We start from the raw sequence: 26,492 nt of genomic DNA, 5'->3' as shown, positions 1-26,492 counted from the left end.
GAGGGACATCCTATTTGACCGAGCCCGCGGTCATGCCGGCGAGGAAGTACCTCTGGGCAACGAGGTAGATGAGCAGGAGCGGTAGAGAGCCAAGCACGCTCATCGCCATCATCTGGTTCCATTCGAAGGCGTGCTGCCCCATCAACAGCTGGATGCCGATCGGGACGGTGCGCATGGAGGTCGACTTTGTCAGCGTGAGTGCGAAGAGGAACTCGTTCCAGCACAACAGGAAGGTGTAGACCGACGTCGCCACGATACCAGGCAGTGAAATCGGGACGATCACCCGCCAAAGCGCTGTCCAGCTGCTGCCGCCGTCGACAGCCACCGCTTCGTCGAGATCGCGGGGCAAGGTGTTCAGATATCCCGTCATCAGCAGGATCGCGTAGGGCAGTGTAAACACCAGGTATGTCAGGATCAGTGCGATGTAGGTATCGAAGATACCGTATGAGACGACAAGCCCGAAGAAGGGGATCAAAAGCGTGATCGGCGGGATCGTCTGCGTGCTGATGATGAGTGTGTTCAGGCTGCCCTTGCCGCGGAAGTTGAAGCGGCTGAACCCGTAAGCCGCAAGCAGGGCGATCAGCACCGTCAGCACGGTCACTGCTCCGGCCACGAAGTAGCTGTTGAAGAAGAAGCGCAGCTTTACCGGGTCGCCAAGGATGGCTGCATAGGCTTCAAGCGTGAAGGCCTTTGGCAGGATTGTTGGCGGCAGGGCAAAGATTTCGGTATTCGATTTGAACGAACTGCTCAGCATCCAGTAGATCGGGAAGGCCGCGAAAAAGAGCCCCGCTGCAAGCGCTAGATGGAGCGCAACGGTGATCAGCCTGTCTTTCGGCGTGTGCCTTTTCCTCATGGTGACTACCGAGCCTTTTGATAGCGGATGTACAACAGCGTCAGGCCGAGAGAGATCAGCAGGATGACCACGGCACTCGCCGAAGCCTGCGACAGGTTGTAGCTCGAAAACGCCAGCTTGTAGGTGTAGGTGCTCAGCACCTCGGTCGAGTAGATCGGACCGCCGCCTGTCGTGATCCAGATCAACGGAAAGACCTGCATGGTCCAGATGAAGTCGAGCAGCGAGATGCTGATGATGATCGGCATCAGCTGCGGGATAGTGATGAAGATCAGCTTCTGGTAGGCCTTCGCCCCGTCAATATCGGCGGCCTCGTAGAAGTCCTTGGGAATGCCCTGCAAACCCGCGAGCAGGCTGACCATGAAAAGCGGGTAGCCCGCCCAGATATTGGCGAAGGTGACGGCGTGCAGCGCGGTTTCGGGCGAGGAGAACCACTCGACCTTGGAGCCGATGATGCCCAATTGCATGAGAATGCTGTTCACGACACCGTTCGGCTCGAGCAGCAGGCGCCAGATCACGGCGATGATCACCGCGGTGAACAGCCAGGGCAGTATGTAAAGCACGCGCAGAATATTGCGCAGCGTCGGATTGATGCGGTCGCTGTTCAGCATGAGCGCGAAGACCATGCCGATGGTCATGTGGAAAATGACACTCATGCATGTGAAGTAGAGCGTGTGCCACAGCGAAGCCCAGAACACGGGGTCGTCGAAGATCGCCTGGTAGTGTTTCAGTCCGGCAAAGGATGGGTCACGACGCAGCACCGCGCTGTTCTGGAACGAATAGCCAATCACCGTCACCATCGGCAGCAGCATCAGCAGCCCGATTATGAGCAGCGAGGGAGACAGATAGAGGTAGGGTGCGACCGCTCGTTTCAGCTTGTGGTGGGAGCGCTTTTGCCGGGTCATGTGCCAACCTTGGGATACGCCTTCAAGAGAAGGTAAGCTTCAAAAACAGGTCCATCTCAAATTGCCGATCCGTTGTTGCCGGGTGGCCTGCCCGAAGCCAGGCCACCCGGTTGAAGATAGCAGATGGGAACAGCCGGATCAGAATTTCGCCATCCAGCCCTTTTGAGCGGCGGCGGCGGCTTGTTCCGGAGACTGCTCGCCGGCAAGCATCTTCTGGGCTTGCACGTCGAACTGGGTCATCAGGTCTTCAGCCACCGGCAGGCCGGTGAACTCGTTGGCGAGATAGCCGGTCTTGAAGATCTCGAAAGCCTTGGCGAAAGCCTTGTCCGAGGTCACGAAATCGGGCTTGGCGTTGACGTTGCCCGGGAACGCATTGGCCAGCGACACCAGCTTGGCGTTGACCTTCTCGCTCATCAAGTACTGGACGAGCTTCCAGGCCTCTTCCTGATGCTTTGAGCTCGCGGAGATGCCGATGCCCCATGAGGCATAGGGAAGGCCCCGCTTGCCCGTATAACCCTCCACGACCGGAACCGGGATGATGTCGAAGTTCAGCTTGGGATTGCGTTTGCGGATGAGGTTCACATGTGCGAGCGAGTCGACCATCATTCCGACCCGGTCGTTGACGAATTCCTCGACCTTTTCCTGCTCGGTCTTGGTGGCAATGCCGGGCGAGATGGTGCCCGCGTCGTTGAGCGATTTGACGAAGGCGAGCATATCCACGACCGGCTTGCCCTCGAGGGCGGGCTTGCCGTCCGCCATCATCGATTGACCCGATGCCCAGACCCACGACATCATGTCGTTCTGGACGCCGGACGGCGTCTGCAGCGACAGCGGCAGCACCCAGCCATACTGGTTCTTGTCGGCGTGCGTCATCTTCTTGGCGGCTTCGAGAAACTCCGCACGGGTCGACGGCAGCTTGGTCACGCCTGCCTGGGCGGCGAGGTCCAAATTCACGAAGACCGGATAGACGAAGGAAGCCACGGGAAACATCACCGCCTTGCCGTCCACCTTGATGATATCCGCGACTTGGGCTTTGTCGAACTTGCTCGCATCCATCATTGGATTCATGTCGGCGAGCGCGCCCTGCGCGTTCAGATTGTTCACCCAGGCGCCGTCGAGCCCAACGACGTCGCTGAGCGTTCCGGTTGCCGCACCAACCGAGATCTGGTCTCGCGTGGTCGCATAGGGGCCGCTGACCAGCGTCACCTTGATGCCGGGATTCGCGGTCTCGAAATCGTCCATGATTTTCCGCAAGGAGCCTGCGGGCAATTCAGGCTCCCACCATTGGGTGAACTCCAGCGTCGTGTCCGCCATGGCGGCGGTAGCGCCAAGCAACCAGGCTGCCGCGGCCATTTTCAGCATCGCGGGTTTTATCCGAAACGTCATTTTTTTCTCCTCCTTCTCTAGGATCGACCGCACAATGCAGCCGATCGTCTGCTTCATTCAGAAGTCTTCTTCCGCTTACTTTCGCAGGCGCCTCGCTCTCGCCTGCGGGCTCTGCCCACAATTCTTCAGATCGCCAGATGCGTCTCGGGATCGAAGAAATGGAGCTTGGTATCATCCAGGGCCAACCGGATTTCCGAACCGGGGCGGACTGCGCTGTCCGGTTCGAATTTCGCCACCGCGTTCGACGTCAGGCCGAAATCCTGCACCGCGTCCGGATCGCCGGAGTCCACCCGGACCGCGTCGATGTTCAGATGGACGATGTGTTCGGACCCGAGCTCCTCGATCGACGTCACCTTTGCCGGTATCGTCTGATACTTGCGGCCGGATTCGAGGCTGCTGTCATAGAGATGTTCCGGCCGGATCCCGAACACGATTTTGCGCCCCGAATACGATCTCAAGCCGGGCCTGCGCACGAAGGCCGCATCCTGCAGCCGGATGGCGAAGGCACCGGCCATCAGTTCGTTGCCCGTCAGCGTCGCCTCGAAAAGGTTCATCGAGGGAGAACCGATAAAGCCGGCAACGAAGGCGTTCACCGGCGATTCATAGAGCCTCTTGGGGGTATCGACCTGCTGCAGCACACCGCCTTTCAGCACCGCGACCCTGTCGCCCATCGTCATCGCTTCGATCTGGTCGTGGGTCACGTATATGGTGGTGACGCCGAGCTGCTTTTGCAGGCTGGTGATTTCAGCACGCATCTGCACGCGCAGTTTCGCGTCCAGATTGGAAAGCGGTTCGTCCATGAGAAAGGCAGCCGGCTCGCGCACCATGGCGCGGCCCATGGCGACGCGCTGACGCTGTCCGCCGGAAAGGTTGGCGGGTTTGCTGTCCAGCAGCGACGTCAGCTGAAGGGTCTTGGCGATCTCGTCGACGCGCTTCTTGCGCTCGGCCTTCGGCTTGCCTGCCAGCCGCATCGAAAAGCCGATATTTTCGAACACCGTCATATGCGGGTAGAGGGCATAGCTCTGGAAGACCATTGCGATGTCACGGTCCTTGGGCGGCATGTCGACGACGTCGACGCCACCGATCCGGAGGCTGCCGCTGGTGACATCCTCCAATCCCGCGATCATCCGCAACGCGGTGGATTTGCCGCAGCCGGACGGCCCGACGAGTATCAAGAACTCGCCGTCCTTGACCGACAGGTTCAATTGGTCGATTGCGTGAAAATTGTTCCCGTATGTCTTGCAGATATTCTCAAGAACGACTTCTGCCATATTCCTCCCTCCACAAGTCTAAGCCGCTGATTTTGTTATTCTCCTTGGCCTATTTTCACCTGTGAAAATGTTTCCTCGGATCGTTTCAGGCTATGTCCCGGTATCGAGTTGCGCACATCTGAGTTCGACTGCCGACGGCGCGTTCGCCGATGCCAGGAGTTGCGTGACCTGGTCGTCGGTCGGAAGCGCTTCGCGCCCGCCATGCCCCGTTATCGAAAGGGCCGCCGCCGCGGCAGCGAATGCCACCCGGCCCCCAGTGTCGGCGCCGCGCGTCAATGCATGGGCATAGGCGCCGTGAAAGCAGTCACCGGCGCCGGTCGTGTCGACGACGGCAACCCGGTGCGGGGGCAAGTGCCAGAGCCCTGTCTCTTCGCGTCCGCGATAGTACACGCCCCTGCCGCCATCGGTCAGAACGACGGCGGATCGCGACGGCGACCACAATGCATCGAGCATCTCGGCGGGAGATCGGCAGCCCGTAGCGGTCCGCGCAAAGCCCAGGGGAAGAATGAGGTGGTCGCAGAGCGCGATCAGCCGCTCCGTGGCCGGGCCGCCGCTCCATTCGATATCGCCAAGGATCGCAAGGCCGAGATCGCGAGCCCGAGCCACGACATCCAGCGACCGGATCGCATAGCTGTCGACGATCAGGACAGTCGCGCGGCTGAGAACCTCGTCCGGAAAGTCCGGCGCGGTGCCCAGCATCGCTTCGTCGTCATACGCGATGAACCGCTCCCCATCCGAACCGACGGTGATGCGCGAGCGCACCGGGCGCGCGTGCGGGTGGCGCGGCGCGAATGCGGTTTCAACACCGCTCTCAATGAGATCGCACAGCACGGCGTCGTCCGCGGCATTGCCCAGCCAGCCGACGAACCCGGCGCTTCCGCCGAGCCGCGCGACGGCGGCAAGGGCCGTCGCGACATTTCCCCCGAAAGCCCGGGCACTTTGCAGCACCTTCCCCTTGCCTGCGGACAACGGCTGATCGACATAGACGATGTCGTCGATCGCAATAGCGCCGAAGCCGAGGATCGAGGGGATGGCGGGCATCGTTCAGGCCCCCGCTTTCGCCAGGGCGTCTTGCGCCGACAGGCCGTCATGGATGACGCCGCGAAAGGCAAGCGCCGCCTTCTGAGGATCGCCATGCCCCCAGAGATTGCGGCCCACCACGGCACCGCGCGCGCCGGCACGGATAGCGTCCGCCGTCTGCTGAAGCGCGCCGAGCAGCGTATCGGTCTTCGGACCACCCGCGATCACAACCGGCACCGGGCAGGTCCGCACGGTCTCCCGGAACGACTCGAAATCGCCCGTGTAGCCGATCTTGATCACGTCGACGCCGGACTCGTAGCCGATGCGCGCCGCATAGGCGATCTCGTCGGGGGTGAAGACGATTTTTGCCCCGTCGGTGAAATCGCGAGGGTAGATATGCGCCACCACCGGCATGCCGTAGCGGGCCGCCGCATTCACCGAATCGGTCAGCCAGCGTATGTATTTGCCCTCGGTCGCGCCGCGCACCGGAATGGCCACGGCCAACGCATCGGCGCCAGCGCGCACCGCATCCTCGGGCGTTGCAATCAGTTCACTGATGCGATCGTCCGGGGTGAAGCAGCCGGCCTGGATCACCAGGGCAGCCTTGCCCGCATATTGCGGCCACAGATGGCGCGCGGTGCCGGGCTGGATGCTGACGTAGTCGGGTTTGCCCATCATGACGCGTGCAAGCGCGCCCGGCAGGTCGGCAAGGCCGCCTTTGCGCACGTCGCCATAGCCGACGAAGTGGTCGACGGCGCCGCCAAAAAGGTTCCCCGATGGATGTGAGAAGAGGCGCGCCAGCCGCACCTTGGTTCCGAGGCTCATGTGTCCAAAACTCTCCAATCGATTGATTTCAAAATCCTGGACCCAGTGTTTTCGAAAGAAAGAACAAATGCAATCTTTCGAAATCTTTCGAATTCGCATATTTTTGGTAGAGTGAACCGAGGCCAGGGCGAGCGCTTGGCGCATGGAGGCAAGGACAGAGCAATGTTGTCGGAGCAGAGACGCCAATCGATCCTGGGTGAAGTGCAACGCAGCGGACAGGTTCGCATCAAGGACCTGTCCGACGATTTTGGCGTGTCGGAAGTCACGGTGCGTTCCGACCTCGAGATACTGGATCGCAAGGGACTGCTGACCAAGACCCGTGGAGGGGCAGTGACCCGGACTACGGATTCGACCACGGCCGCGTTCGCCCGGCGGATGCAAACGAACCTCGATGCAAAGAAACGCATCGCCCGGGCAGCGGTAGAACTGTTCGAGGACAACCAATCGGTCATCTTCGACGGCGGCTCGACATTGATGCAGGTTGCCATGCTGTTACCGCCGCTCAACAATGTCGTGGTCGCGGCCACGGCGATGAATATTGTGCAGCATCTGATGCATCGGCCCGGGCTCGACGTTCACATGATCGGTGGCCGCGTCTATCCAGACACGGTGAGCACGCTGATCACCGATGCCGACACGGCTCTCGGCGGCTTGGTGGCGCATCAGGTCTTTGTTGGAGCGCATGCGATTGACTCGTCACTGGATGTGGTCGACGTGAACGAAGACATGGCGCGAACGAAGCGAAACCTCGTGCGCATGGCCCGGCGCGTTGTCCTGCTTGCGGATTCGAGCAAATGGGGCGTCAGCGGGACCTCCAAGGCATTTTCGCTGTCGAGCGTCGATGTTGTGATCACCGACGATGGCCTGTCCGGCCCGATACGCAGCCAGCTTGATAGGACCGGGGCCAAGGTGATCTATGCCTGACCCCGTCGCTGTCCCTGGCTGCGACCGAAATATCCAATGCGCGCATGACCCACGGGATTCGCATCGGCGGCCGGCCGTTTTTTCACGTCTGCCATTTTCTCCTCCTAGGGCCGGCAGCCTCCCGAATGTCGCGCCAGCATTTTCGCATGTTCTATAAAAATTTTACGCGCGTCAAGATTTAAAATGTTGTATAGCGCTTTACCAGAATGATCCGTTGCCGGCGCGGCGGATCCGGCAGAGCATGACGAAGTTGGGAGGTACGGCCAGAAATGCAGGGAAAATCAAAGGCGAAGCTCGGAATCGGCGTCATCGGATGCGGCAACATCTCGATGACCTACCTGCGCAATGCCGCGCTTTTCGGCGGCATCGAGCTGCGCGCCTGCGCCGATATCTCGGCCGACATGGCGGCGCTGCGGGCGAAGGAATATGGCATCCGGGCGCTGGGCGTCGATGCGCTGCTCGCCGACCCCGAGATTGATCTCGTCCTCAACCTGACCATTCCGGCGGCGCATTTCGACATTTCGTTCTCAGCGCTTTCGGCGGGAAAACACGTCTTCACCGAAAAGCCTCTGGCGACGTCGGCCGGCGACGGTCGCCGCCTGGTGGCGGAGGCGGCCAAGCGCGGTGTGCTGCTCGGCTCGGCCCCCGATACCTTCCTCGGTGCCGCCGGACGCCGGGCGCGCCGTCTGATGGATGAGGGCGCGATCGGCCGCCCGGTCACCGGCACCGCCTTCATGATGGGGCGCGGCATGGAGCACTGGCATCCGAACCCGCAATTCTACTACCAGCCGGGCGGCGGCCCGGTGTTCGACATGGGCCCCTATTATCTGACCATGCTGGTCAATCTGCTTGGTCCCGTCGCACGCGTCATGGCGATGGCGACGCGCGGCCAGGAGGAGCGTTTGATCACTGCCGAGGGGCCGTTCAAGAACACCAGCTTCAAGGTCGGCACGCCGACCAACGTGCTGTCGTTGCTGGAATTCCGCTCCGGCGCCACCGTTACCTTCGGCGCGTCATGGGATGTCTTCAAGCACTCCAACCATCCAATCGAACTGCATGGCACGGAAGGTTCGCTGCGCCTGCCCGATCCCGACACGTTCGGTGGCACCGTGTCGCTGTCCGAACGCGGCGCCGAGTGGAAGGATTTCGCCAGCGAAGGCGAACTTTACGGCGCCCGCAACTGGCCCTATGCGGCGCCCGACCGCGCCAATTACCGCATGCTCGGCGTCGCCGATCTGGTGCGCTCGCTGAAGACAGGCGCCACACCCCGCGCCTCCGGCACTCTGGCGCTGCATGTGCTGGAGATCATGGAAGCGATCCTGCGTTCGGGCGAAACGAAGAGTTCGGTCACCGTTACCGGTGACGTCATCCAGCCGGCGCTGTTGACCGAGGACGAGGCAAGCAGCCTGCTCGCCTAGGCACGGGCATGATGGAGGTGGGGATGACACTCGATCCTGATGCTTTGCGTGTCCTCGAAATCGGCCGTGCGGCCGGTGGCGAGCCGTTCGAGAATGGCAGTGTTGCGGCGGCGCGGGCCGCCTATAACGCTTCCTTCCCAACACAGCAGGGCGAGCACGAGCCGGTGGCGGCGACCGCACAGCAAGAGATCGACGGGCTGAACGGCCCAGTCGCGATCCGCATCCATCGCGGCATCGGCGCGCCGCGCACTGGGGCGCGCGCCGTGCTCTATCTGCATGGCGGCGGCTGGGTCGTGGGCAATCTCTCCTCGCATGACGAGATCTGCCGATGGCTCGCCAATCTGGGCAACGCCGTCGTGGTCTGCCCCGATTACCGGCTGGCGCCGGAGCACAAATTTCCCGCCGGGCTCGAGGATTGCACGGCGGCGCTCCGCTTCATGGCGGAGAATGGCGGCGAACTGGGCATCGACCCAGCCGCCATCAGCGTCGCAGGCGACAGCGCCGGCGGCAACCTCGCCGCCGTTCTGGCGTTGCTTGCCCGCGACGGACTGGCGCCCCCGCTTGCCGCGCAGATCCTGATCTATCCCAACACCGATGCCCGCCAGACCGCGGACAGCTACCGGCGTTTCGGCGACGGCTTTGGGCTGACCGCCGCCACCATGGCCTGGTTTCGCGACCATTATGTGCGAACGCCGGACGACATCTCGAACTGGCGCATCTCGCCGCTGCTGGCGTCAAGCCTTGCCGGCGCCGCACCCGCATTTGTCGCGATCGCCGGACACGACATCCTTGCCGACGAAGGCGCGGCCTATGCCGAACGCCTGCGCGCCGAAGGCGTGCCGCTGGTCCTGCGGGAATGGCCGGGCCAGATCCACGGCTTCGTCTCGATGGGCCGCCACATTCTAGCCGCGCGACAAGCGGTGAGCGAAGCGGCGGCCTGGCTCAAACTGCAGACGCCCGCTCAGGCCGACTGACGCATCACCAGCGTTGCGCCGAGCTTGACGTTGCGCGCCAGACCCTGGCCGGGCGGGTCGGCCTCGTCCAGTAAGGCCAGCAGCATCTCGACGCTGCGGCCGGCCATGGCGGCGAAATCCTGCGCCATGGTGGTCAGCGCCGGACAGGTGTAGCGGCTCAGCGGATGGTCGTCATGGGCGGCGACGCGGAAGTCGCAATCGGCCCGGCGGCCGATCTTCAGCCCGCGCGAAAAGGCGGCCGCCATGACGCCGAAGGCGAGACGGTCATTGGCGCACAGCAGCGTGCGCGCCGGCAGTCCGCCTTTCTCGAGCGTGCGCTCCATCCATTCATGGCCGATGCGCTCGAAATCCCAGTTGTAGCCGCCCGCCGCCTCGAGCACGACCGGTTCAAGGCCGGCGGCCCGCATCGTCTCGATATAGCTCTGCAGGCGCTCGCCCGAATTGTGGTTGACGTGCGGAATGTCGACATAGACCGGCGGTTCGCCGGACCGGCAGAGATAGTCGACGATGGTCGAGGTGCTCTGGTGGTTGTCGTTGCCGACGAAAGGCGTATCGCCTTCGATGTAGGTGTCGAAATAGACGATTGGAATGTCCTCGCTCATTCGCTCGAAGACGCCTGGTTCGGAGACTGATCCCAGCGGAGCGATGATGGCGCCGGCGACCTTCAGCGACAACAGCGTCTTGACTGATTCCGCCTCCAGTTTCGGCGAACCGTGCGAGGAGATGACGATCGGCCAGAAACCTTCGTCGCGGCAGCGCAGTTCGATGCGGCTGACCATCTCGGCATAGAACGGATCGGTGAGCGCCGGCACGACGATGCCGACATTGCGGGTGCGTTTGCGGTTGAGATTGCGCGCGAAAACGTTGGGCTGATAGTCCGAGGATCGAAGTGCCGCCTCGATGCGCGCCCGCGTCGCCGGCTTCACGCTCGCCGGATCGTCGAAATATTTCGACAGGGTCGGCCGCGACACGCCGGACGCCCTGGCGAAATCATCCATCGTGCGGTGGGTCTTCTCCGCCATCGATATTCCTTTGCCCGCGCCCGCCAACCTTCTCGGTCCGGCCAGAATCAGTACTGCGGCCGTTGCCGTGAGGCAGCTTTGCTTGACCAAATTTGTTCAGTCAAATTTTCGCGTTTCCACTACAACGCAAAAGAGTTCCGCGCGTCAAATTATTTATTGACGCTCAAAAATGAAACTTGGGCTTGGTGCCCTCGGCTACGGCAGCAGGATCAGGGCTCCCGTGGTGCGGCGGGCTTCCAGATCGCGGTGCGCATCGGCGGCGTTGGCGAGGGTGTAACGCGTCGGCGCCTCTACGCGGACCACGCCCTGGCGAAGTGCCTGGAAGAACCTGGCGACGTGCGGCGCAAGCTTTTCCGGCGTGTCGGTGTAATGGGCATAGTTGGGCCGCGAGACGGTCAGCGACTTCGACGCGAAGCGGCCGATATCCCAATTGCCGATCGGTCCGGAAGCCTGGCCAAAGCTGACGAGATGGCCGCGCACGGCCAAAGCCGCGAGCGAGCCGGCGAATGTGTCGTTGCCGACCGCGTCATAGGCGACGTCGGCGCCCCTGCCCCCGGTCAGCCGCAAGACGGCCTCAGTGAAATTTTCGCGGGAATAGACGATGACATGGTGCGCGCCGAGACGCTCGACGATGCGCGCCTTGTCGTCGCTCGACACCGTCGCGATCACCGTTGCGCCGAGATGACGAGCCCATTGCACCAGCAATTGGCCGATGCCGCCGGCCGCCGCATGGATGAGCACGATATCGCCTGGCTTCACCGCGTGGACATCATGCAGCAGGAAACTGGCGCTGACGCCCTTGAGCAGCGAGGCGGCGGCGATCTCATCGGCAATGTCGTCCGAGAGATGGACCAGCAGTTCAGGCGCCATATTGCGCCGCTCGCTGTAGGCGCCGACCGGCGGACAGGCATAGGCGATGCGGTCGCCAACCGAAAAGCCCGACACCACCGAACCAACCGCCTCGATGACACCCGCCGCCTCCATGCCCGGCACGCCGGGCGGCTGCAGGAGGTCGAAAAACCCGATTCGGCAATAGACGTCGATGAAATTGACCCCGATCACCGTATGGCGGATCCGCACCTCGTTCGGCGTGGGCGGCGGCAGTCCGATCTCTTTGAACTGCAACTCCTCCGGCCCGCCATAGCGCTCGACGACGATCGCACGGGTCGTTGCGACCTGGCCTGCCGCGACCATTGACGCGGAATGCCGTACATTCACCGATGGAGTCGGCTCGACAACCTCTCGAGGCGATCTCGTTTCGACTGGTGAGCCCGTCCTCCGGCGCCGCAGCAGATTGCGCACCGCCGCGAAGCCGGCCTGATAGATGTCTTCGGTCACCAGCCTGACCAGTTCGTCGCGGCGATGCGCCGGCGGCTGAAACTCGGAGCGCCACTCCCAGAAAGTAGCATCGCCGTCGGTCACCGGCTTCAGCCTGAGCGAGGCGACATAGCCCATCAGCGGCAGCGGCGCTTCGAGCAGGCAATAGCTCAGACGCCGGTCCTTGTCGGACAGCGCCAGCAATTGTTCGCGCAACTCCCCGCCGTCGTTCAGCCTGAAGTGGCGCACGGAGCCTACCGCATCGACCGGCTCGCCGCCCTCGATCTCGCTGAAAGCGATCGCCGGATGCCAGCGGTCATGGCCGTTGAAATCGCGCAGGATCGCCCAGACCTCGTCGATTGGCGCCTCGATGATCGTGCTCTGGCAAACCTTGACCATCGGCCGGCGTCAGCGCCCGAACCGGTGTTTCAGCGCGGTCAAGGCGGTCTGGAACACGCCATGGCCGATCTGGTGCATCAGGGCGGCCTCGCGGTCCGGCGCGCAGTCGAACTCCGCTTGCCATTCGGCGAGCGTCAGATTGCCGTCGGTGATCGGCGTCAGCGAGAGGGTGGCGACATAGTTCTCCACTGCCATCGGGCTTTCGAGGATCGCATAGCTGCAGGACAGGTCGTAGTCGGACAGCGCCAGCAGCCTTTCGCGGACGCGGCCGCCGTCCCTGAGCGTGAAATTCCTGATGCAGCCGATCTGGTCGGGTTGCGCATTCTGCTCAATGCGGCTGTCGGCGACGAACGGCGCCCAGCTCGGCAATGCATTGAAGTTGCGAACGAGCTTCCACACTTCCGCCGCCGGCGCAGGAATGACCGAGGAGACATAGACCTTGGTCATTCTTGCGAGCCGGTTGCGGGCATGGCAGTCCGCGCAAGCATTGTCTCGCGCCACGCCAGGTCGACCCCCACTCCGTCGAGCTTCGCTCGACACCTCTCCCCCGCTCGACGGGGGAGAGGAAGGGCGCGAGCCATCCGCGGCAGGCTCCTTTCCTCTCCCTCCGGAGGGGGGAGAGGTGGCGGTGCGAAGCAGCGACGGAGTGGGGGAACCACTTGGCAATCAGGCGCAAGACGTCGTCTCGCACGGCCCAACGAAGCGCAAGGAAACACCGCCCTCACCTCAGTGATCGCGGTCGTCATCGTCGTCCTTGGCGGGTTTGCCCTTGCCCTTCTTGTCGCGGGTCAGGCTGGAAATGTCCTTGGCGTCGCGCAGCACATCGGTCATGCGGCCGAGCGAGCCGCCCTCGATGCCGATCTCCTTCATCAGATTGTCGATCATCGGCGCCTGCACCCGGTAGCGCAGCGCGGAGTCGATCACCTCGTCGGTGACGTTGCGGTTGCCCCCCGTGCCGCCATTGATGCCGTCGACATGCAGGATCTTGATGCCGTCGATCTTCTCCATCGGCTTGACGCTCTCGCGGATGATGCCTTCCATGTGGTCGAGCAATTTGCCGCGCAGGCGACCGGCCCGCGCGCCTTCGGAAAGGATGTTCTCGGCCTCGTTGAGCTGGCGGTGGCCGGCGGCGTCGACCTCGTAGCGCTGCGCGGCGGCAAGGGCGTGGATCTTCTCCGACTCGGCCGACGCAACCGCGGCGATCTTCTGCGCTTCCGCCAGGCTCTTCGCCGCCTTCATCTCGGCGTCCGCTGCGGATGTGATGCGCAGCGCCTCGCGTTCGGCCTCGCGCTGTGCGCCTATCAGGTCGGTCAGCTTGCGGCGCTCGGCGATCTCGCGCTCGCGGGCGGTGAAGGCCTGCTCCTCGGCCTGGACGGCCTTGGCGCGCACGGCTTCGGAAGCCGCGATCGCCGAAGAACGCTCCTGCGTCTTCTTGGCGATGTCGATCGCCTTCTGGATCTCGGCGATCTCGATCTTCTGGTCGCGCTCCACGCCCATCTGCCTGATATCGCGATCCTTGATCAGCCGCGCTTCCTCGATGCCGCGCTCGGTGGTGATGCGGGCGCGCTCGACCTCCTCGCTGGCCGAAATCTCGGCCTCCTCGAACGCCTGGCGCTTGGCGATCTGTAGGGCTTCGAGATGGCGCTCGCGTTCAATGCGAACCTCGTCGACGACCCGCTCCTGCGCGATGCGCGCCGTCTCGGTCGCCTGGTTCTCGACGATCTCGGCGCGACGCTTTTCTGCCTCGGCCCTGGTCACTTCCAGTGCCTTTTCGGCGAGCGCGATCTGGCGTTCCAACTCGGCGACCTCGAGCAGCTTCTTGCGTTCTATCTCCAGCTTGCTTTGCGCGCCCTCACGCTCGATGCGGGCCTTTTCCAGCGACAGTTCGAGCGCGATCTGCTCGCGCTCGGTCAATTCGCGCATCTTCATCTCGGTCTCGTCGAGCGAACGGCGGCGCGCGATCTCGCGGCGCTGCGTGTCTTCCTCGCTCTTGATGCGCTCTTCGGTGATGTTGCGCTCCTGGTTGAGGCGCGATTTTTCGACAGCTTCGCGCGACGAAAGCTGTGCCTGCTCGGATTCCTGATCACGCAATGCTCGCTCAATGGCCAGCTCAGAACGCTGCGCGGCGCGGCGGATCTCGACCTCGCGCTCCTGTTCGAGGCGGGCATATTCGGTGTCGCGATCGATCTCCAGCACCTTGCGCTGGGTGTCGAGATTCTGGTTGCGGATATCGACCAGCGTACGCTGCTCGATCTCGTTGCGCATCCGGCGGCGGGTCTCGATCGATTCCGTCAGCTGCGTCAGGCCTTCAGCGTCGAAGGCGTTGGACGGATCGAAATATTCGAGGCTGGTCTGGTCGAGATCGACGATGGCGACGCTCTCCAGCTCAAGCCCGTTGGCGGCGAGAGACTCCTCGGCCAGCCTGCGCACCTTCGCGGCATAGTCGCCGCGCAGCTCGTGCATTTCTTCCAGCGTCATCTGGGCGGCCACGGTGCGCAGCGCGCCGGCGAACTTGCCTTCGAGCAATTCGCGCAGACTGTCCGGCTGCAGTGTGCGGCGGCCGAGCGTCTGCGCGGCTGCCGCCACCAGTTCGCGGCTGGCGCCGACGCGCACGAAGAATTCCGCGATCAGATCGACGCGCATGCGGTTGCGGGTGATCAGCGCCAGCCCGTCCTCGCGCCGCACCTCGATGCGCAGCACGTTCATGTTGACCGGGGTGATCTCGTGCAGCACCGGGATGACGAAGGCACCGCCATTGACCACCACCTTCTCGCCCAGGAAGCCGGTGCGCACGAACGCCGTCTCCTTGGTCGAGCGGCGGTAGAGCCAGCGCAAAATGTAGACGGCGATCACCACGACGACCGCGGCAATGATCAGCCACAACAGGAAAGCGCCAAAGGTCTGCGCGTCCATGATCTATCCTCCCCAAGACAATACGGTCGGCGCGAGGCGACCGATTTCAAACATCCACCCGCACGGTGGCGAAGTCCAATTCTTCATGCCCGCCTCTGCAGCTTCGGCGTGATGGCGTGGAACGCAGCGATCGCCGCATCGACGAAAGGCGTGTCGTTGATGTTGGCCCGCACCCGCTCGACCTGGCGCAAGAGCGTGCGGCGAACCGTTTTCTCGATCGCTTCGAACAGAGCGTTGTCGGCTTCGGGGTCATGAAAAGGCTGGCCTGGCGCGTCGAGCATCGACACCCCGCCTTCGGGCAGCAGGAAGCGCACCGGGCCGTTCATGGCATTAAGTCGCGCGCCGATCCATTCGCCGACGGCGCGGTTCTCGTCACGCGTCGTGCGCATCAGCGTGACATTGGGGTTGTGGATGACGAATTTGCGGCTGCGGAATTTCTCCGGCACGCTGTCGCGCGGGCCGAAATTGATCATGTCGAGCGCGCCGGTCGAGCCGACATAGGGCAGTCCAGTGCGGATCGCCGCACCAAAGCGATCCTCCGTTGCCGGGAACACCCCGCCGACAATCATGTCGGCCACCTCCGTGGTGGTAACATCGAGGAAGGCCGACAGCAGCCGGGAGTCTCCAAGATTTTCCATGGCCCGCCCGCCAATGCCGGTGGCATGGAAAACGAGGCAGTCATAATCGGCTTCGAGACGTTTGGTAACAGCCTGCACCAGGGGCGTGGTGACGCCGAACATGGTGATGCCGACGGCCGGCCGCGCCAGCTTGCGTTTTGCTTCCCAGGTCTCGGCATTGGGCAGTTGCGCGACCATGCCGGCCATGGCGTGCGCGGCGTTGGACAGAACCTGCTCGGTGATCGAGTTCAGCCCCTGCACGTCGGCGACCGAATGGAACATCATGATGTCGGCGCCACCGACATATTTGGCGACATCGCCGGCCGCCACCGTCGAGACCATCAGCTTCGGAATGCCGACCGGCAGTACGCGCATGCCCGCGGTCGCCAGCGTGGTGCCGCCGGAACCGCCGGCCGAGATGACGCCGCCGATACGCGGCTCGCGCTCGATCCAGCGCGCGAAGGCGTCGGCCATGGCGCTGACCGAACCGCCGCGATCATTGGTGAAGACGGCGGACGAACCTCGCTGGTGCATGCCGGCCACCTGCATGGCGGGCACGTCGGCGCTGGTCGGTTTTCCTGATGTCGACAGGTCCACCGTGCGCACCGGCAGACCGAGCGCCTTCAGCCGGTCGGCAACAAAGCGCAATTCCTTGCCCTTGGTGTCGAAAGTGCCGACGACCAGCACGGTCCGGCCGATGCGCTCGGCAAACGGGATGGCAAAGACCTTCTTCAGGTCATCTTGGGGTGCTGCCTTGTCGACCGCCGCCTGGCGCAGTTCGGTGACCGGCACATTCCAGCGGTTGGGCAGTTCGGTGACCGAACGATAGACGCCGTTCTGCGGCACCGGCTCGGCCGAACCGGCGCCGGCGCGGTCGACGCGATAGACTTCCGCCAATTGTTCCCTTGCCTGCGCGACTTCCGCCGGCGTGACCGGGGCCTCCTCGGCATGGCGGCCGACGCCAAGCAGCCGCTGCTGCAACTCGCGGTCGGCGGCGAGCGCCTTGGCATCCATCAGCCGGTTGATGCGGCCATTGACCATGATGGCGACCTGGTTCGACACCGCTGTCGCCACGCCGATATTCTGCTCGATGACCAGCACCGCCATCTCGCCTTCGGCGGCGAGGTCGACCAGCATCTTCTCGACCTGGTCGACGATGACCGGCGCCAGGCCTTCGGTCGGCTCGTCCATGACCAAAAGCTTGGGATCGCTGAGCAGCGCACGCGAAATCGCCAGCATCTGCTGTTCGCCACCCGACAGCTGCGAGCCGCCATTGGTGCGGCGCTCGGCGAGGCGCGGAAAGGTCTGGTAGACGCGCTCGACCGTCCAGCTGGCATCGCGCCTGTTGCCGGCGGCGAGACGCAGATGTTCGTCGACCGTCAGGCTCGGCCAGACGCGGCGGCCTTGTGGCACGTAGCCGACGCCGAGGCGGTGGATTTCGTGTGGTTCGAGCGAGGTGATCTCGCGGCCGTCGACGCGGATGGAGCCGGACTTTGCCCGCTTGAGGCCGACGATGGTGTTGCAGAGCGTCGACTTGCCCATGCCGTTGCGGCCGACCACCGACAGCACGCCGCTTTCCAGCGTCAGCGAAACACCCTGTAGCGCATGGCTTTCGCCGTAGAAGACCTGCAAATCGTCGATCCGCAGCATGGCTTTGGTCGGCTTGGGGCGTTCAGCCATGCTTGCCCCCGAGATAGATTTCCTGAACCTCGGGATCGGCTTCGATCTCCTGCGGCGTGCCTTCCTTGAACAGGCGGCCATTGTGCATCATCGAGACATATTCCGAGACGCGCAGCGCGACATCGAGATCATGCTCGATGATGATGTAGCCGATATGCTTCGGCAGCGCGTTGAGTATGGCGACGAGGTCGCGCCGCTCGGTCGGCGACAGGCCGGCCGCCGGCTCGTCGAACAGGATGAAGCGCGGCGCGCCGGCCAGTGCCAGCGCGATCTCCAGCTGGCGCTGCTGGCCATGGCTCAGCGTCGCCACCAGCGTGTCGCGATAGGCTTCCAGATGCACGGCGTTGAGGATCGATTCCGCCTGCACCATGTTGACGTCCGACACAGCCGGGCGCAGCAGCGAGAACCGTCGGCGCGAGACGCCACGGCAGGCGAGAAAGATGGAATCGAGGACCGACAGGCCCTTGAACAGTTGCGATATCTGATAGGTGCGGCGCAGGCCGCGCCGGATGCGCTCATGCGGCGGCAGGTCGGTGATGTCCTCGCCGAAGAAGCGGATGCGCCCCGCCGTCGGCATGAAATCGCCGGTGACGGCGTTGAACAGGGTCGTCTTGCCGGCGCCGTTGGAGCCGAGGACCGCACGCCGTTCGCCGGCCGCGATCCTCATAGTGATGCCCGAGAGCGCCACCAGCGCCCCGAAATGCCGCGCCACGCCATCGAGTTCCAGCGCATAGGCGCCGGTGCTCTGGAGACGGTTTGCTGCGAGGCTTTCGGTCACTGGCGGCTGCACTCGATATCAGGTTTTACGGGCAGCTCGGATTGTCGCGGTTGACCGCGCCGAGCTTCATGAACTCGTCTTCGGGAATGCCGAGCGTCTGGTTGACCTGCGGCACGACCTTGACCAGCTTGTTGAGGAGATTGCCGTCGGCACCTTCGGTGACCTCGGTCAGGAAGATGTCGGCAATGGCGTTGCGGTTCTTGTCGAGCGATACCTTGCCGGTCGGCGTATCGAAGGACAGTTTCGACAGCGCCTCGCGCAGCTTCTTGCCGCCGTCCGAGACATCGCCGCCGACCTGGTCGAGGCCGAGCAGCGTCGCCTTCATGTCGACATAGTAGCCATGGGCGAAGAGCGAGGGTGACGGGAAGGCACCCGGCTGCTTCTTGTAGGCCTCGACGAAGGCCTTCCAGGCCGGTGCGTCATTGGTGTCGGCGGTCGGGCCGGCCGAGGGCGTGCCCTTCAGCACATCCTTCAGCTTGCCTTTCGAGGTCAGCACGGTCTGGTCGACGGTGATCGAGCCGCCGATCAGCGGCGCGGTGCCGCCGCTCTGCTGGTACTGGGTCAGGAAGTTCACGGCATCGGCGCCGCCGAGCGCGACATAGATCGCATCGACACCTTCAGGAATGGCGGCGATGACCGAGGAAAAGTCCTTGTTGCCGATCGGCACCCAGGATTTCGACGGCACGTGGCCGCCGGCCTTGCAGAACTCGGCCATGAAGCCGAACACCTGCGTGTAGGGGAAGGAATAATCCTCGGCGACAGTGGCGACCTTCTTGTAGCCCTTGTCCTTGAAGGCATAGGTGCCGAGGCCGGCCATCCACTGCGCGCCGTCGGTCGAGAAGCGGAAGAAATTCTCCGCCGGATTGCGCAGCGTGGTGTCCTGCGCGGCCGAAGTGCCGTTGATGAAGGTCACATTCGGCTGGGTCTTGGCGTAGTCCTTGACGGCCAGCCCCTCGTCGCCCGAAAGCGGGCCGACCAGCACCTTGACGCCGTCCTGCTCGACCAGCTTGCGCGCCGCGCGCACCGCACTGTCGGGCGAGGCGTCGGACGAACCCTTGACGATCTCGATCTTCTTGCCGCCGACGGTGCCGTTCATCTCGGCAACCGCGGTCATGGCGCCGCGCTCGCCGTCTTCGCCGAGCACCGTGAACGGTCCCTCGAACGTGGCGAGCAGGCCGATCTTGATGGTGTCGTCGGCAGCCAGCGCCATAGAAGGCGCGGTCAGCCCGGTGAACATGGCGAGCGCGAGCACCGTACGTCTATGCATCCTCATGATTTTCCTCCCGTTGATTTCGTTTTGCAGTGGTTCATTCCATCCCGGCGGCTAGGGGCCGGGACGCAAGGACTCCTGGGCAAGATGTGGCTTGATCCTCCCCCACAACCCAAGAATTCCATCCGGTGAGACGAAGACGATCACCAGAAACACCATGCCGATCAGCGTGTTGAAGCGCTCGGCGCCGACGATGTCGATGGCGAAGGTCTGCATCAGGATAACGACGACCGCGCCGAGGAACGGCCCGATCGGATGTCGCAGGCCGCCGATGACGGCGATGATCAGCACGTCGATCGCGGCATCGACACCGATGGTGCCGGGCGAAACGCGGCCGTTGAACCAGACCAGCAGCACGCCCGCCAGCCCGGCGATCACACCGGCCAGCAGCCAGGCAAAGACCTTGTGCGCGGTGACATGATAGCCGAGCGCACGCATGCGGCGCGGATTGTCACGGATCGCCTGCAAGGTCATGCCGAAGGTCGAGCGCGAGCCGTAGAGCACGGCGGCGTAGGACAGCGCCGCCAGGCCAAGGCAGAGATAGTAGAACGGCCGGGGATCGCGCCAATTGACGCCCCAGAAGACGGGCGCGCGAATGCCGGCATAGCCGGAATGGCCGTTGAAGATGGCGTAGTTCTGCTGCGCGAAATAATAGGTCGCGGTAGCGATCGCCAGCGTGATCATGATGGTGTAGATGCCCTCGGTGCGCACCGAGATCCAGCCGATCAGCGCCGAGGCCAAAGCGGCCGCTGCAACCGCGAACGGCATCGCGATCCACCATGGCCAGCCGAAGCCGAGAATGTTGGAATTGTTGTTGCCGAGAATGGCGATGGCGTAGGCCGCTATGCCGGCGACGGTGATCTGCGCCAGGCTGACCATGCCGCCATAGCCGGCGAGCAGCATCAGCGACAGGCCGAGCATGCCGAAGATCAAGGAATAACCGCCGATCTGTGTCAGGAAGAAATCCGACGCAACCAGAGGATAGAGCAGAAGTGCGAAGCCAAGGATTATGTGGCCGGCGCCGAGCTTCTCCAGCCAATTCTGCTGCGCCGTTGCGCCGGTGGTGGCGATGGCCAGGCTCATCTTGCCTTCCCCATAATGCCTTGCGGCCGCACCGCCAGCGCCACCACCATGATGACGAAGGTCAGCACGATGCCGTAGGTCGGGAAATAGACGAGGCCAATCTGCTCGGCGAGGCCGATCAGCAGTGCGCCGATGGCGGCGCCCGTGATCGAGCCCATGCCGCCGACGATGACGACGACCAGCGAGGCCAGGAGATAGCGGACATCCTCGCCGGGCGCGACCGACAGCGCCGAGCCGCCAACGACCCCGGCAAAGCCGGCAAGGCCGGCGCCGACGGCAAAGACGATGGCGAAGACGGCATGCACATTGACGCCCGAGGCCTGCAGCATGGCGCGGTCGTCGACGCCGGCGCGGATCATCATGCCGACACGGGTCTTGTGCAGCATCAGCCAGAGGCCGACGCCGATGACGATCGCCGCCGCCAGCACGACGACGCGGTAGAGCGGATAGGTGAGGAAGACCGAGGCGCCGTTGGAGCGCACCGCGGTGATGATTGGCAAGGTCAAGGCGCCGTCGAGCCATTCCGGCGTGGTGATCTGGTAGGTGCCGCCGGCCCACACCGCCAGCATCAAATCGGCGGCGACGATCGAGATGCCGATCGACACCAGGGTCTGGCGCAAATCGTCGCCTTCGAGCCTGCGGAAGACGAAGACCTGCATGATTACGCCGACGATGGCGAGCACGGCGAAACCGGCGGCGACGCCGAGCAGCCAGTAGCCGGTGCGGTTGGTGACCTCGTAGCCGATATAGGCGCCGAGCAGATAGAGCGAGCCATGCGCGAGATTGACGTTGCGCATCAGGCCGAAGATCAGCGTGAAGCCGCTGGCGACGAGGAAATAGAGGCCGGCCAGCGTGATGCCGTTGAGGATGGCGCTGACGAAGGCCTTCTTGGAGATCAGGATCGTGTTCAGCCAATCCGGCCAGACGGCGAAGACCAGCCACGCGATGACAGCCGCGGCCAGCAGGCCGACGAGGCCCCACGCCTGCCGGCCTGTCATGCCGCCGCTTGAGAGCGTCTGGGATGGCCGGTCGAGCAGGCTCATGCGGTCAGCCGCCGGCGCTGCTCGTTCATGCGCGGCGCCTTGTGGAATTTGCCGTCCTTCATGATGGCAAGGATGCGGTTCTTGTCCTGCAGGATGCGCACGTCGGCGATCGGGTCGCCGTCGATCAACAGCATGTCGGCGAGGTAACCTTCCCTAATCATGCCGAGCTCGTCTCCCATGTTCATGATCTGGCCGCCATATTTGGTGCCGGCCTGGATCGCTTCCATCGGCGAGAAGCCGAGCATCTCGACGAAGGTCTGGATGTCCTTGGCGTTGGTGCCTTGCGGCGTCCAGGCAAAGCCGTAGTCGCCACCGATCAGGACGCGGATGCCGCGCCGGTGCATCTTCTTCATGGTGTCGATGCACATTTCGAGCTCGCGCTCATATTCGAGCGACAGCGGCGAGCCCGGCTTGATGCCCCATTGCTCGGCATGGCGCGCGGTGTTGATCAGCCAGGCGATGCCGGGGGCGACGAAATGCTTGTCCTTGACGGCCTCGAGCATGTCGAGCGCTTCCTCGTCGGCGAAGGAGGCATGGTAGATGTTCTGGATGCCGTGGCGCACGCACTGCTTGACCGAGCCGGACGAGCGCGCATGCGCCGACAGCACCTTGTTGCGGCAGCGCGCCTCGGAAGCCGCCATGGCGACCTCCTCTTCCGACATTGGCGTTTCCTCGGCACCCATGCCGGTGATGCTTTCGCCGGATAAGTTCAGCTTGATGGAATCGACGCCGTATTTGATCAGCTGACGAACGGTGCGGCGGATTTCCTCCGGGCCGGAAACGACGATGCCAAGGTTTAGCCCCTCATGCGGAATGTGCGACGGCGAGGAATCGCCGAGGCCGCCGACCGTGGTGATCTCCGGACCAGCCGCGAGATAGCGCGGTCCGGGAAAGCGGCCCTGGTTGATGAATTTCTTGGCGACGACATCGAGGCGCGGCTTGGCGGCGGCGGCACCCCGTCCGGCGGTGAAACCGGCGTCGAGCACCAGCTTGGCCATCTCCATGGTAACCAGCATGTGCTCCTCGATTTCCATCATCTGGATCGGGTCGATGCCGGGTGCGTTGTTCCAGGACAGATGCAGATGCGCGTCGATCATGCCGGGCATCAGCGTCGCGCCCATGCCGTCGATGACGGTTGCGCCGCCACTGTAGGAAGACGACGAGGACGAGCCGAAGCGCGACGAGCCCTTGGTGATCTGCTTGATACGGTTGCCCTGCACCAGCACCTCGCCGGTGTACGGATATTCACCTGTCGCGTCGAGCACGCGCACATTGGTGAACAGCGTGCCGCTCGAACCGTTGCCGCTCCAGCTGTCGTCTGCCATCACAAGCCTCCCAACTTGCCGAGCGCGTAGTTCTACGCCCGATCTGAAATCCTCACCTATCAACCCGTCTCAAAAAATCGGCGAGCTTCTGGCTGCTTTCGCGCGGACTTTCCACCGTGGCCCAGTGCCCGCACCGATCCAGGGACGAGAATATGGCTCCCTTGATCTTGTCGGCAAGCGCCTGGGCGACCCCTGGCGGATTGACCGTGTCGGCATCCCCGGTGACCAGCAATGTCGGCGCCGAGATCCGTCTGGGATCGACGGCAGTCGCCTTCGCCAGCGCCTCGCAGGTGCGGGCATAGGATTCCGGATCCTGCCGGGTGATCGATTCCCGTACGAAGGCGACGGCGGACGGCGAGGTTTCCCTCGTATGCGCCGAGATCGCGTTGGCGACGATCTGGTCGGCGATGTCGGCCATGCCGCCAGAGCGCGCCAGCCGCGCCCGGTTGCCGAGCCCTTGCCTGGTCGCTTCAGCCGGTTCCGCCAGCGCACCGAACAGCGTCAGTGACTTAACCAGCGAGGGCTGCATCGCGGCAATCTGCTGGCAAACGATGGTGCCCATCGAATGGCCGACGAAATGTGCAGATATGACCCCCATGCCGGCCATGGCGCGGATGACGGCCTCGCTCATGCCTTCGATGGTCAGGGGCTCGATCGGGCGCGGCGAGCGGCCGGAGCCAGGCAAATCGAGCCGGATGACGCGGCAGCCGGACAATGCCGCCATCTGCGGCTGGAACATGTTCGACGTGCCGCCAAGACCGTGGATCATCACCACGGTGGCGCCCTCGCCGACGGTTTCGGCAACCACCTGGCCAACCGTCACCGTGGTCATTGCGCGTGCTCCGCGAAGCGGTTTTCCAGCGTGCCTATGCCGTCGATCTCGATGCGCACGACGTCACCCGCCTTGAGGTATTTCGGCGGATCGAAGCCGATGCCGACGCCGACCGGCGTGCCGGTGGCGATGATGTCGCCGGGCTTCAGCGTGATGCCTTGCGACAGGGTGGCGATGATGGTCGGGATGTCGAAGATGAGCAGCGAGATGCGGGAATCCTGGCGCAGATCCTCATTGACGAAACACCTGATACCGGCGGTCGCCAGATCGAGTTCGTCCCTGGTCACCGCCCAAGGCCCCATCGGACAGAACGTGTCCTGCGATTTGCCGATCAGCCACTGGCTGTACTTGCCCTGCAGGTCGCGCGCCGTGACGTCGTTGACGATGGTGTAGCCCCAGACATGGTCGAGCGCGCTCTCCTTCGATATGCCGCGCCCGCCCTTGCCGATGATGACGGCCAGTTCCGCCTCGTAGTCTATTGCCGTCGAGACGGAGGGATCGATCAGCACGCTGGCATGATTGGCGACAACCGATTCCGGCACTTTGGAAAAGATGATCGGATGTTTTGGGATCGCGCCGGCGCCGGCGCTGGAATCGAACCCGCTGCGAGCGAACTCATGCGCGTGCTCGTAATAGTTCTTGCCGACGCAGAAAATGTTGCGGCGCGGCTGCGGGATCGGGGGTTCGATCTCGACCTGCGTCAGCGGAATCGGCGAAAGCGTGCGCGGCAGGCCGGCGCCGTTGCGCTCGATCAAAGCCAGAATGCCTGATTTGGCCTGGTCGACGGAAAATTCGAACGGAGCAATGGTCTGGGCGTCGAGGTCGACAAGACCCACGCGACGTTCGCCCGCTATCGAAAAAGTGGCGACCCGCATTCTTGTCCTCCCTGAACCAATATTGAGCCAATTATTCGCTCTTTTGTTACACGCTAGCGCCGATTGGTTTAGCCCGCAAGCGGAATCTCGGCTCGTCATACCAAAAAGAAATCAAGCGCTGTCCCGGCCGGCTCGGGGATATCGATGGGCGCCGTGTGGTGGACGACGACAGCCGAAGCTGCTATGAATGGTTCAATATCGGATCAGATAAAAGTTGCCAGACATGCCAAAGCTCGTCGCCAACGATATCGCCACCGCGCTGAAGAAACGCATTTCTTCCGGCGAATGGATCGAGAATGGCCGCATGCCGCCGGAGCGCGACCTGGCGAGCGAATTCGGCGTGGCGCGCAACACGGTGCGGCGCGCCGTCTCCTTCCTCGAGGATGACGGCACCGTGGTGCGGCATGTCGGGCGCGGCACGTTCCTGACCGCCACCAATCCAAGTTCGATGGCGGCGGTTGTCGGCCGCATGGAAGGCACCAGCCCGGCCGACATGATGGAGATCCGGCAGTTGCTGGAGCCGGCGGCGGCGGCCTTCGCCGCCACCAACGCCAGCGCCATGGAGCTCAACGCGGTGCGCGAGGCGCACAAGATCGCCTCGGAATCGCGGGACATGCCGGACTTCGAGCATTGGGACGCGGAGTTCCACCACCGCATCTTCGCCTGCTCGCGCAACGACTTCCTCAAGGAGATCCACAATCTGATGCGCATCCTGCGCAATCAGGCGCCGTGGTTCGAAATGAAGAAGCGCTCCTTTTCCGAGGAGCGCCGCGCCATCTATTGCAACGAGCATCAGGCCGTTCTCGACGCGCTGCTGCGCCGCGATCCCGAAAGCGCCAGCCAGGCCATGCTGGCGCATCTGAGAACCGTCGAGCGCAATCTGCTGGGGCGGTAGCCGCCGGAAATTGGGAGGCGCGGATGGCACCTCCCAATCCTTGCCATCACTCGCCGCGCATCGTCGCCTGGAAGGTCGGCAGGTGCTTCTTCTGCGCTTCCAACATGCGTTCGCGGTAGACGCCGTAGATGACGTCGGTGTCGTGCAGCGTCACGCCTGATATCGTCGGCGAGGCGAAGACCGGCAGTTCGATGCCACGCTTGGCAAGCTGCTCGGCGGTGCGCGCGATCAGCTCATGCGCCAGGATCATGGCGAGCACGGTCGACGAGCCGGACACAGGACGGCTCCAGCCTTCGACCGGGACAATCGCATCCTCGATCGGCGAACAGGTGTCGATGACGAGATCGGCCGCATCCGCCAGCCGCTTGCCGGAAGAGTGCGTCGCCGGCTTGTCGAGATTGTTCTTGCTGGTCACCGCGACGACGAAGATGCCGCGTTTCTTGGCATAGAGCGCGGTATCGATGCCGGAGGAATTGCGGCCGCTGTGACCGAAGATGATGATGGAATCGCCCTTGTTGAGCGGCTGGTGGTCGAGGAATTTTTCGGCGTATTTTTCCGTCCGCTCCAGCCACAGCAACTCACGCACGCCGCCGGCGCCGAGCACGTTGTGCCACATGACACGCGGGTCGGTCAGCGGGTTGAAGCCGACATAGCTACCATAGCGCGGGAAAACCTCCTGCACCGGCAATACCGAATGGCCGGACCCATAGAGATGGACCAGACCGCCACCTTCGAGCGAGTCGGCAAAGCGGCTGGCGGCCTGGCCGAAGGCCTCTTCATTGGCTTTTGCCGCCTGGTCGATGAGGGCGGTGAGACGGTGGATGTAGAGATCGGACACTTGGGTACTCCTGTTGATATCTAGGCTTGGGA

Annotated in this window: 23 protein-coding genes; 4 read left to right on the top strand and 19 right to left on the bottom strand. The window is 63.5% G+C overall.

Features of this window, described 5'->3' with window-relative positions; translation table 11 throughout:
* Positions 1-10 precede the first annotated feature (10 nt).
* From AC04SF_RS02070 to AC04SF_RS02045, 6 genes are all read right to left on the bottom strand, one after another.
* Complete coding sequence (locus tag AC04SF_RS02070) at positions 11-853, bottom strand: carbohydrate ABC transporter permease (RefSeq protein ID WP_096455577.1); 843 nt, start codon at positions 851-853, stop codon at positions 11-13.
* Positions 854-858: 5 nt separating this feature from the next.
* Entirely contained in the window at positions 859-1,755 is an 897-nt protein-coding gene (locus tag AC04SF_RS02065) for a carbohydrate ABC transporter permease (RefSeq protein WP_488476294.1), read from the bottom strand.
* 138 nt (positions 1,756-1,893) lie between these two features.
* Positions 1,894-3,141: an ABC transporter substrate-binding protein gene (locus tag AC04SF_RS02060; RefSeq protein WP_488476293.1), complete on the bottom strand. Its 1,248-nt coding sequence runs from the start codon at positions 3,139-3,141 to the stop codon at positions 1,894-1,896.
* Between the two features lie 125 nt (positions 3,142-3,266).
* A complete protein-coding gene (locus tag AC04SF_RS02055) occupies positions 3,267-4,412 on the bottom strand; it encodes an ABC transporter ATP-binding protein (protein ID WP_488476292.1) in 1,146 nt (381 codons plus the stop codon).
* Between the two features lie 90 nt (positions 4,413-4,502).
* Positions 4,503-5,453, bottom strand: coding sequence for a PfkB family carbohydrate kinase (locus AC04SF_RS02050; protein ID WP_488476291.1), 951 nt, complete (start codon positions 5,451-5,453; stop codon positions 4,503-4,505).
* A gap of 3 nt (positions 5,454-5,456) precedes the next feature.
* Complete coding sequence (locus tag AC04SF_RS02045) at positions 5,457-6,257, bottom strand: beta/alpha barrel domain-containing protein (protein WP_202350982.1); 801 nt, start codon at positions 6,255-6,257, stop codon at positions 5,457-5,459.
* Positions 6,258-6,419: 162 nt separating this feature from the next.
* On the opposite strand from AC04SF_RS02045, the gene AC04SF_RS02040 reads away from it, so the two are divergent.
* The 3 genes from AC04SF_RS02040 (at position 6,420) to AC04SF_RS02030 (ending at position 9,573) form a co-directional block, all read left to right on the top strand.
* Entirely contained in the window at positions 6,420-7,181 is a 762-nt protein-coding gene (locus AC04SF_RS02040; protein WP_488476290.1) for a DeoR/GlpR family DNA-binding transcription regulator, read from the top strand.
* A gap of 269 nt (positions 7,182-7,450) precedes the next feature.
* Positions 7,451-8,599 (top strand): Gfo/Idh/MocA family protein, encoded by a 1,149-nt coding sequence (locus AC04SF_RS02035; protein WP_488476289.1) that lies wholly within the window; start codon positions 7,451-7,453, stop codon positions 8,597-8,599.
* Between the two features lie 23 nt (positions 8,600-8,622).
* Complete coding sequence (locus AC04SF_RS02030) at positions 8,623-9,573, top strand: alpha/beta hydrolase (protein WP_488476288.1); 951 nt, start codon at positions 8,623-8,625, stop codon at positions 9,571-9,573.
* Here the strand turns inward: AC04SF_RS02030 and AC04SF_RS02025 are convergent.
* From AC04SF_RS02025 to AC04SF_RS01970, 12 genes are all read right to left on the bottom strand, one after another.
* A complete protein-coding gene (locus tag AC04SF_RS02025) occupies positions 9,561-10,595 on the bottom strand; it encodes a LacI family DNA-binding transcriptional regulator (protein WP_096455564.1) in 1,035 nt (344 codons plus the stop codon). The two genes, AC04SF_RS02030 and AC04SF_RS02025, sit on opposite strands and share 13 nt — an antisense overlap.
* 195 nt (positions 10,596-10,790) lie before the next feature.
* Positions 10,791-12,311 (bottom strand): zinc-binding dehydrogenase, encoded by a 1,521-nt coding sequence (locus tag AC04SF_RS02020; protein WP_488476287.1) that lies wholly within the window; start codon positions 12,309-12,311, stop codon positions 10,791-10,793.
* Positions 12,312-12,320: 9 nt separating this feature from the next.
* Positions 12,321-12,758: an SRPBCC family protein gene (locus tag AC04SF_RS02015; RefSeq protein WP_488476286.1), complete on the bottom strand. Its 438-nt coding sequence runs from the start codon at positions 12,756-12,758 to the stop codon at positions 12,321-12,323.
* Between the two features lie 279 nt (positions 12,759-13,037).
* On the bottom strand, positions 13,038-15,224 hold the full coding sequence (locus AC04SF_RS02010; RefSeq protein WP_488476285.1) for a flotillin family protein: 2,187 nt from the start codon (positions 15,222-15,224) through the stop codon (positions 13,038-13,040).
* Positions 15,225-15,307: 83 nt separating this feature from the next.
* Positions 15,308-17,521 (bottom strand): Tm-1-like ATP-binding domain-containing protein, encoded by a 2,214-nt coding sequence (locus AC04SF_RS02005; RefSeq protein WP_488476284.1) that lies wholly within the window; start codon positions 17,519-17,521, stop codon positions 15,308-15,310.
* Positions 17,514-18,299, bottom strand: a complete 786-nt coding sequence (locus AC04SF_RS02000) for an ABC transporter ATP-binding protein (protein WP_202350990.1) — start codon at positions 18,297-18,299, stop codon at positions 17,514-17,516. The genes AC04SF_RS02005 and AC04SF_RS02000 overlap by 8 nt, the downstream gene beginning before the upstream one ends.
* 25 nt (positions 18,300-18,324) lie before the next feature.
* On the bottom strand, positions 18,325-19,572 hold the full coding sequence (locus tag AC04SF_RS01995; RefSeq protein ID WP_096455550.1) for an ABC transporter substrate-binding protein: 1,248 nt from the start codon (positions 19,570-19,572) through the stop codon (positions 18,325-18,327).
* Between the two features lie 51 nt (positions 19,573-19,623).
* Positions 19,624-20,652, bottom strand: a complete 1,029-nt coding sequence (locus AC04SF_RS01990) for a branched-chain amino acid ABC transporter permease (protein WP_488476283.1) — start codon at positions 20,650-20,652, stop codon at positions 19,624-19,626.
* The gene (locus tag AC04SF_RS01985; RefSeq protein ID WP_488476667.1) at positions 20,649-21,650 is read right to left on the bottom strand and encodes a branched-chain amino acid ABC transporter permease; all 1,002 of its coding nucleotides are present in this window, start codon (positions 21,648-21,650) and stop codon (positions 20,649-20,651) included. The genes AC04SF_RS01990 and AC04SF_RS01985 overlap by 4 nt, the downstream gene beginning before the upstream one ends.
* Before the next feature lie 41 nt (positions 21,651-21,691).
* The gene (locus AC04SF_RS01980) at positions 21,692-23,020 is read right to left on the bottom strand and encodes a metal-dependent hydrolase family protein (RefSeq protein WP_488476282.1); all 1,329 of its coding nucleotides are present in this window, start codon (positions 23,018-23,020) and stop codon (positions 21,692-21,694) included.
* Between the two features lie 52 nt (positions 23,021-23,072).
* On the bottom strand, positions 23,073-23,852 hold the full coding sequence (locus AC04SF_RS01975; RefSeq protein WP_488476281.1) for an alpha/beta fold hydrolase: 780 nt from the start codon (positions 23,850-23,852) through the stop codon (positions 23,073-23,075).
* Positions 23,849-24,727: a fumarylacetoacetate hydrolase family protein gene (locus AC04SF_RS01970; RefSeq protein ID WP_488476280.1), complete on the bottom strand. Its 879-nt coding sequence runs from the start codon at positions 24,725-24,727 to the stop codon at positions 23,849-23,851. Before AC04SF_RS01970 ends, AC04SF_RS01975 begins: the two co-directional genes overlap by 4 nt.
* Before the next feature lie 223 nt (positions 24,728-24,950).
* On the opposite strand from AC04SF_RS01970, the gene AC04SF_RS01965 reads away from it, so the two are divergent.
* On the top strand, positions 24,951-25,622 hold the full coding sequence (locus AC04SF_RS01965; protein ID WP_488476279.1) for a FadR/GntR family transcriptional regulator: 672 nt from the start codon (positions 24,951-24,953) through the stop codon (positions 25,620-25,622).
* 46 nt (positions 25,623-25,668) lie between these two features.
* Here AC04SF_RS01965 and AC04SF_RS01960 read toward each other — a convergent pair whose 3' ends face one another.
* Complete coding sequence (locus AC04SF_RS01960) at positions 25,669-26,460, bottom strand: sugar isomerase domain-containing protein (protein ID WP_095771214.1); 792 nt, start codon at positions 26,458-26,460, stop codon at positions 25,669-25,671.
* Between the last annotated feature and the right edge of the window lie 32 nt (positions 26,461-26,492).

Source organism: Mesorhizobium sp. CNPSo 4671 (assembly GCF_057784245.1).
The sequence above is the reverse complement of the archived record's forward strand: the minus strand, read 5'-3'. Positions and strand labels throughout refer to the sequence as shown.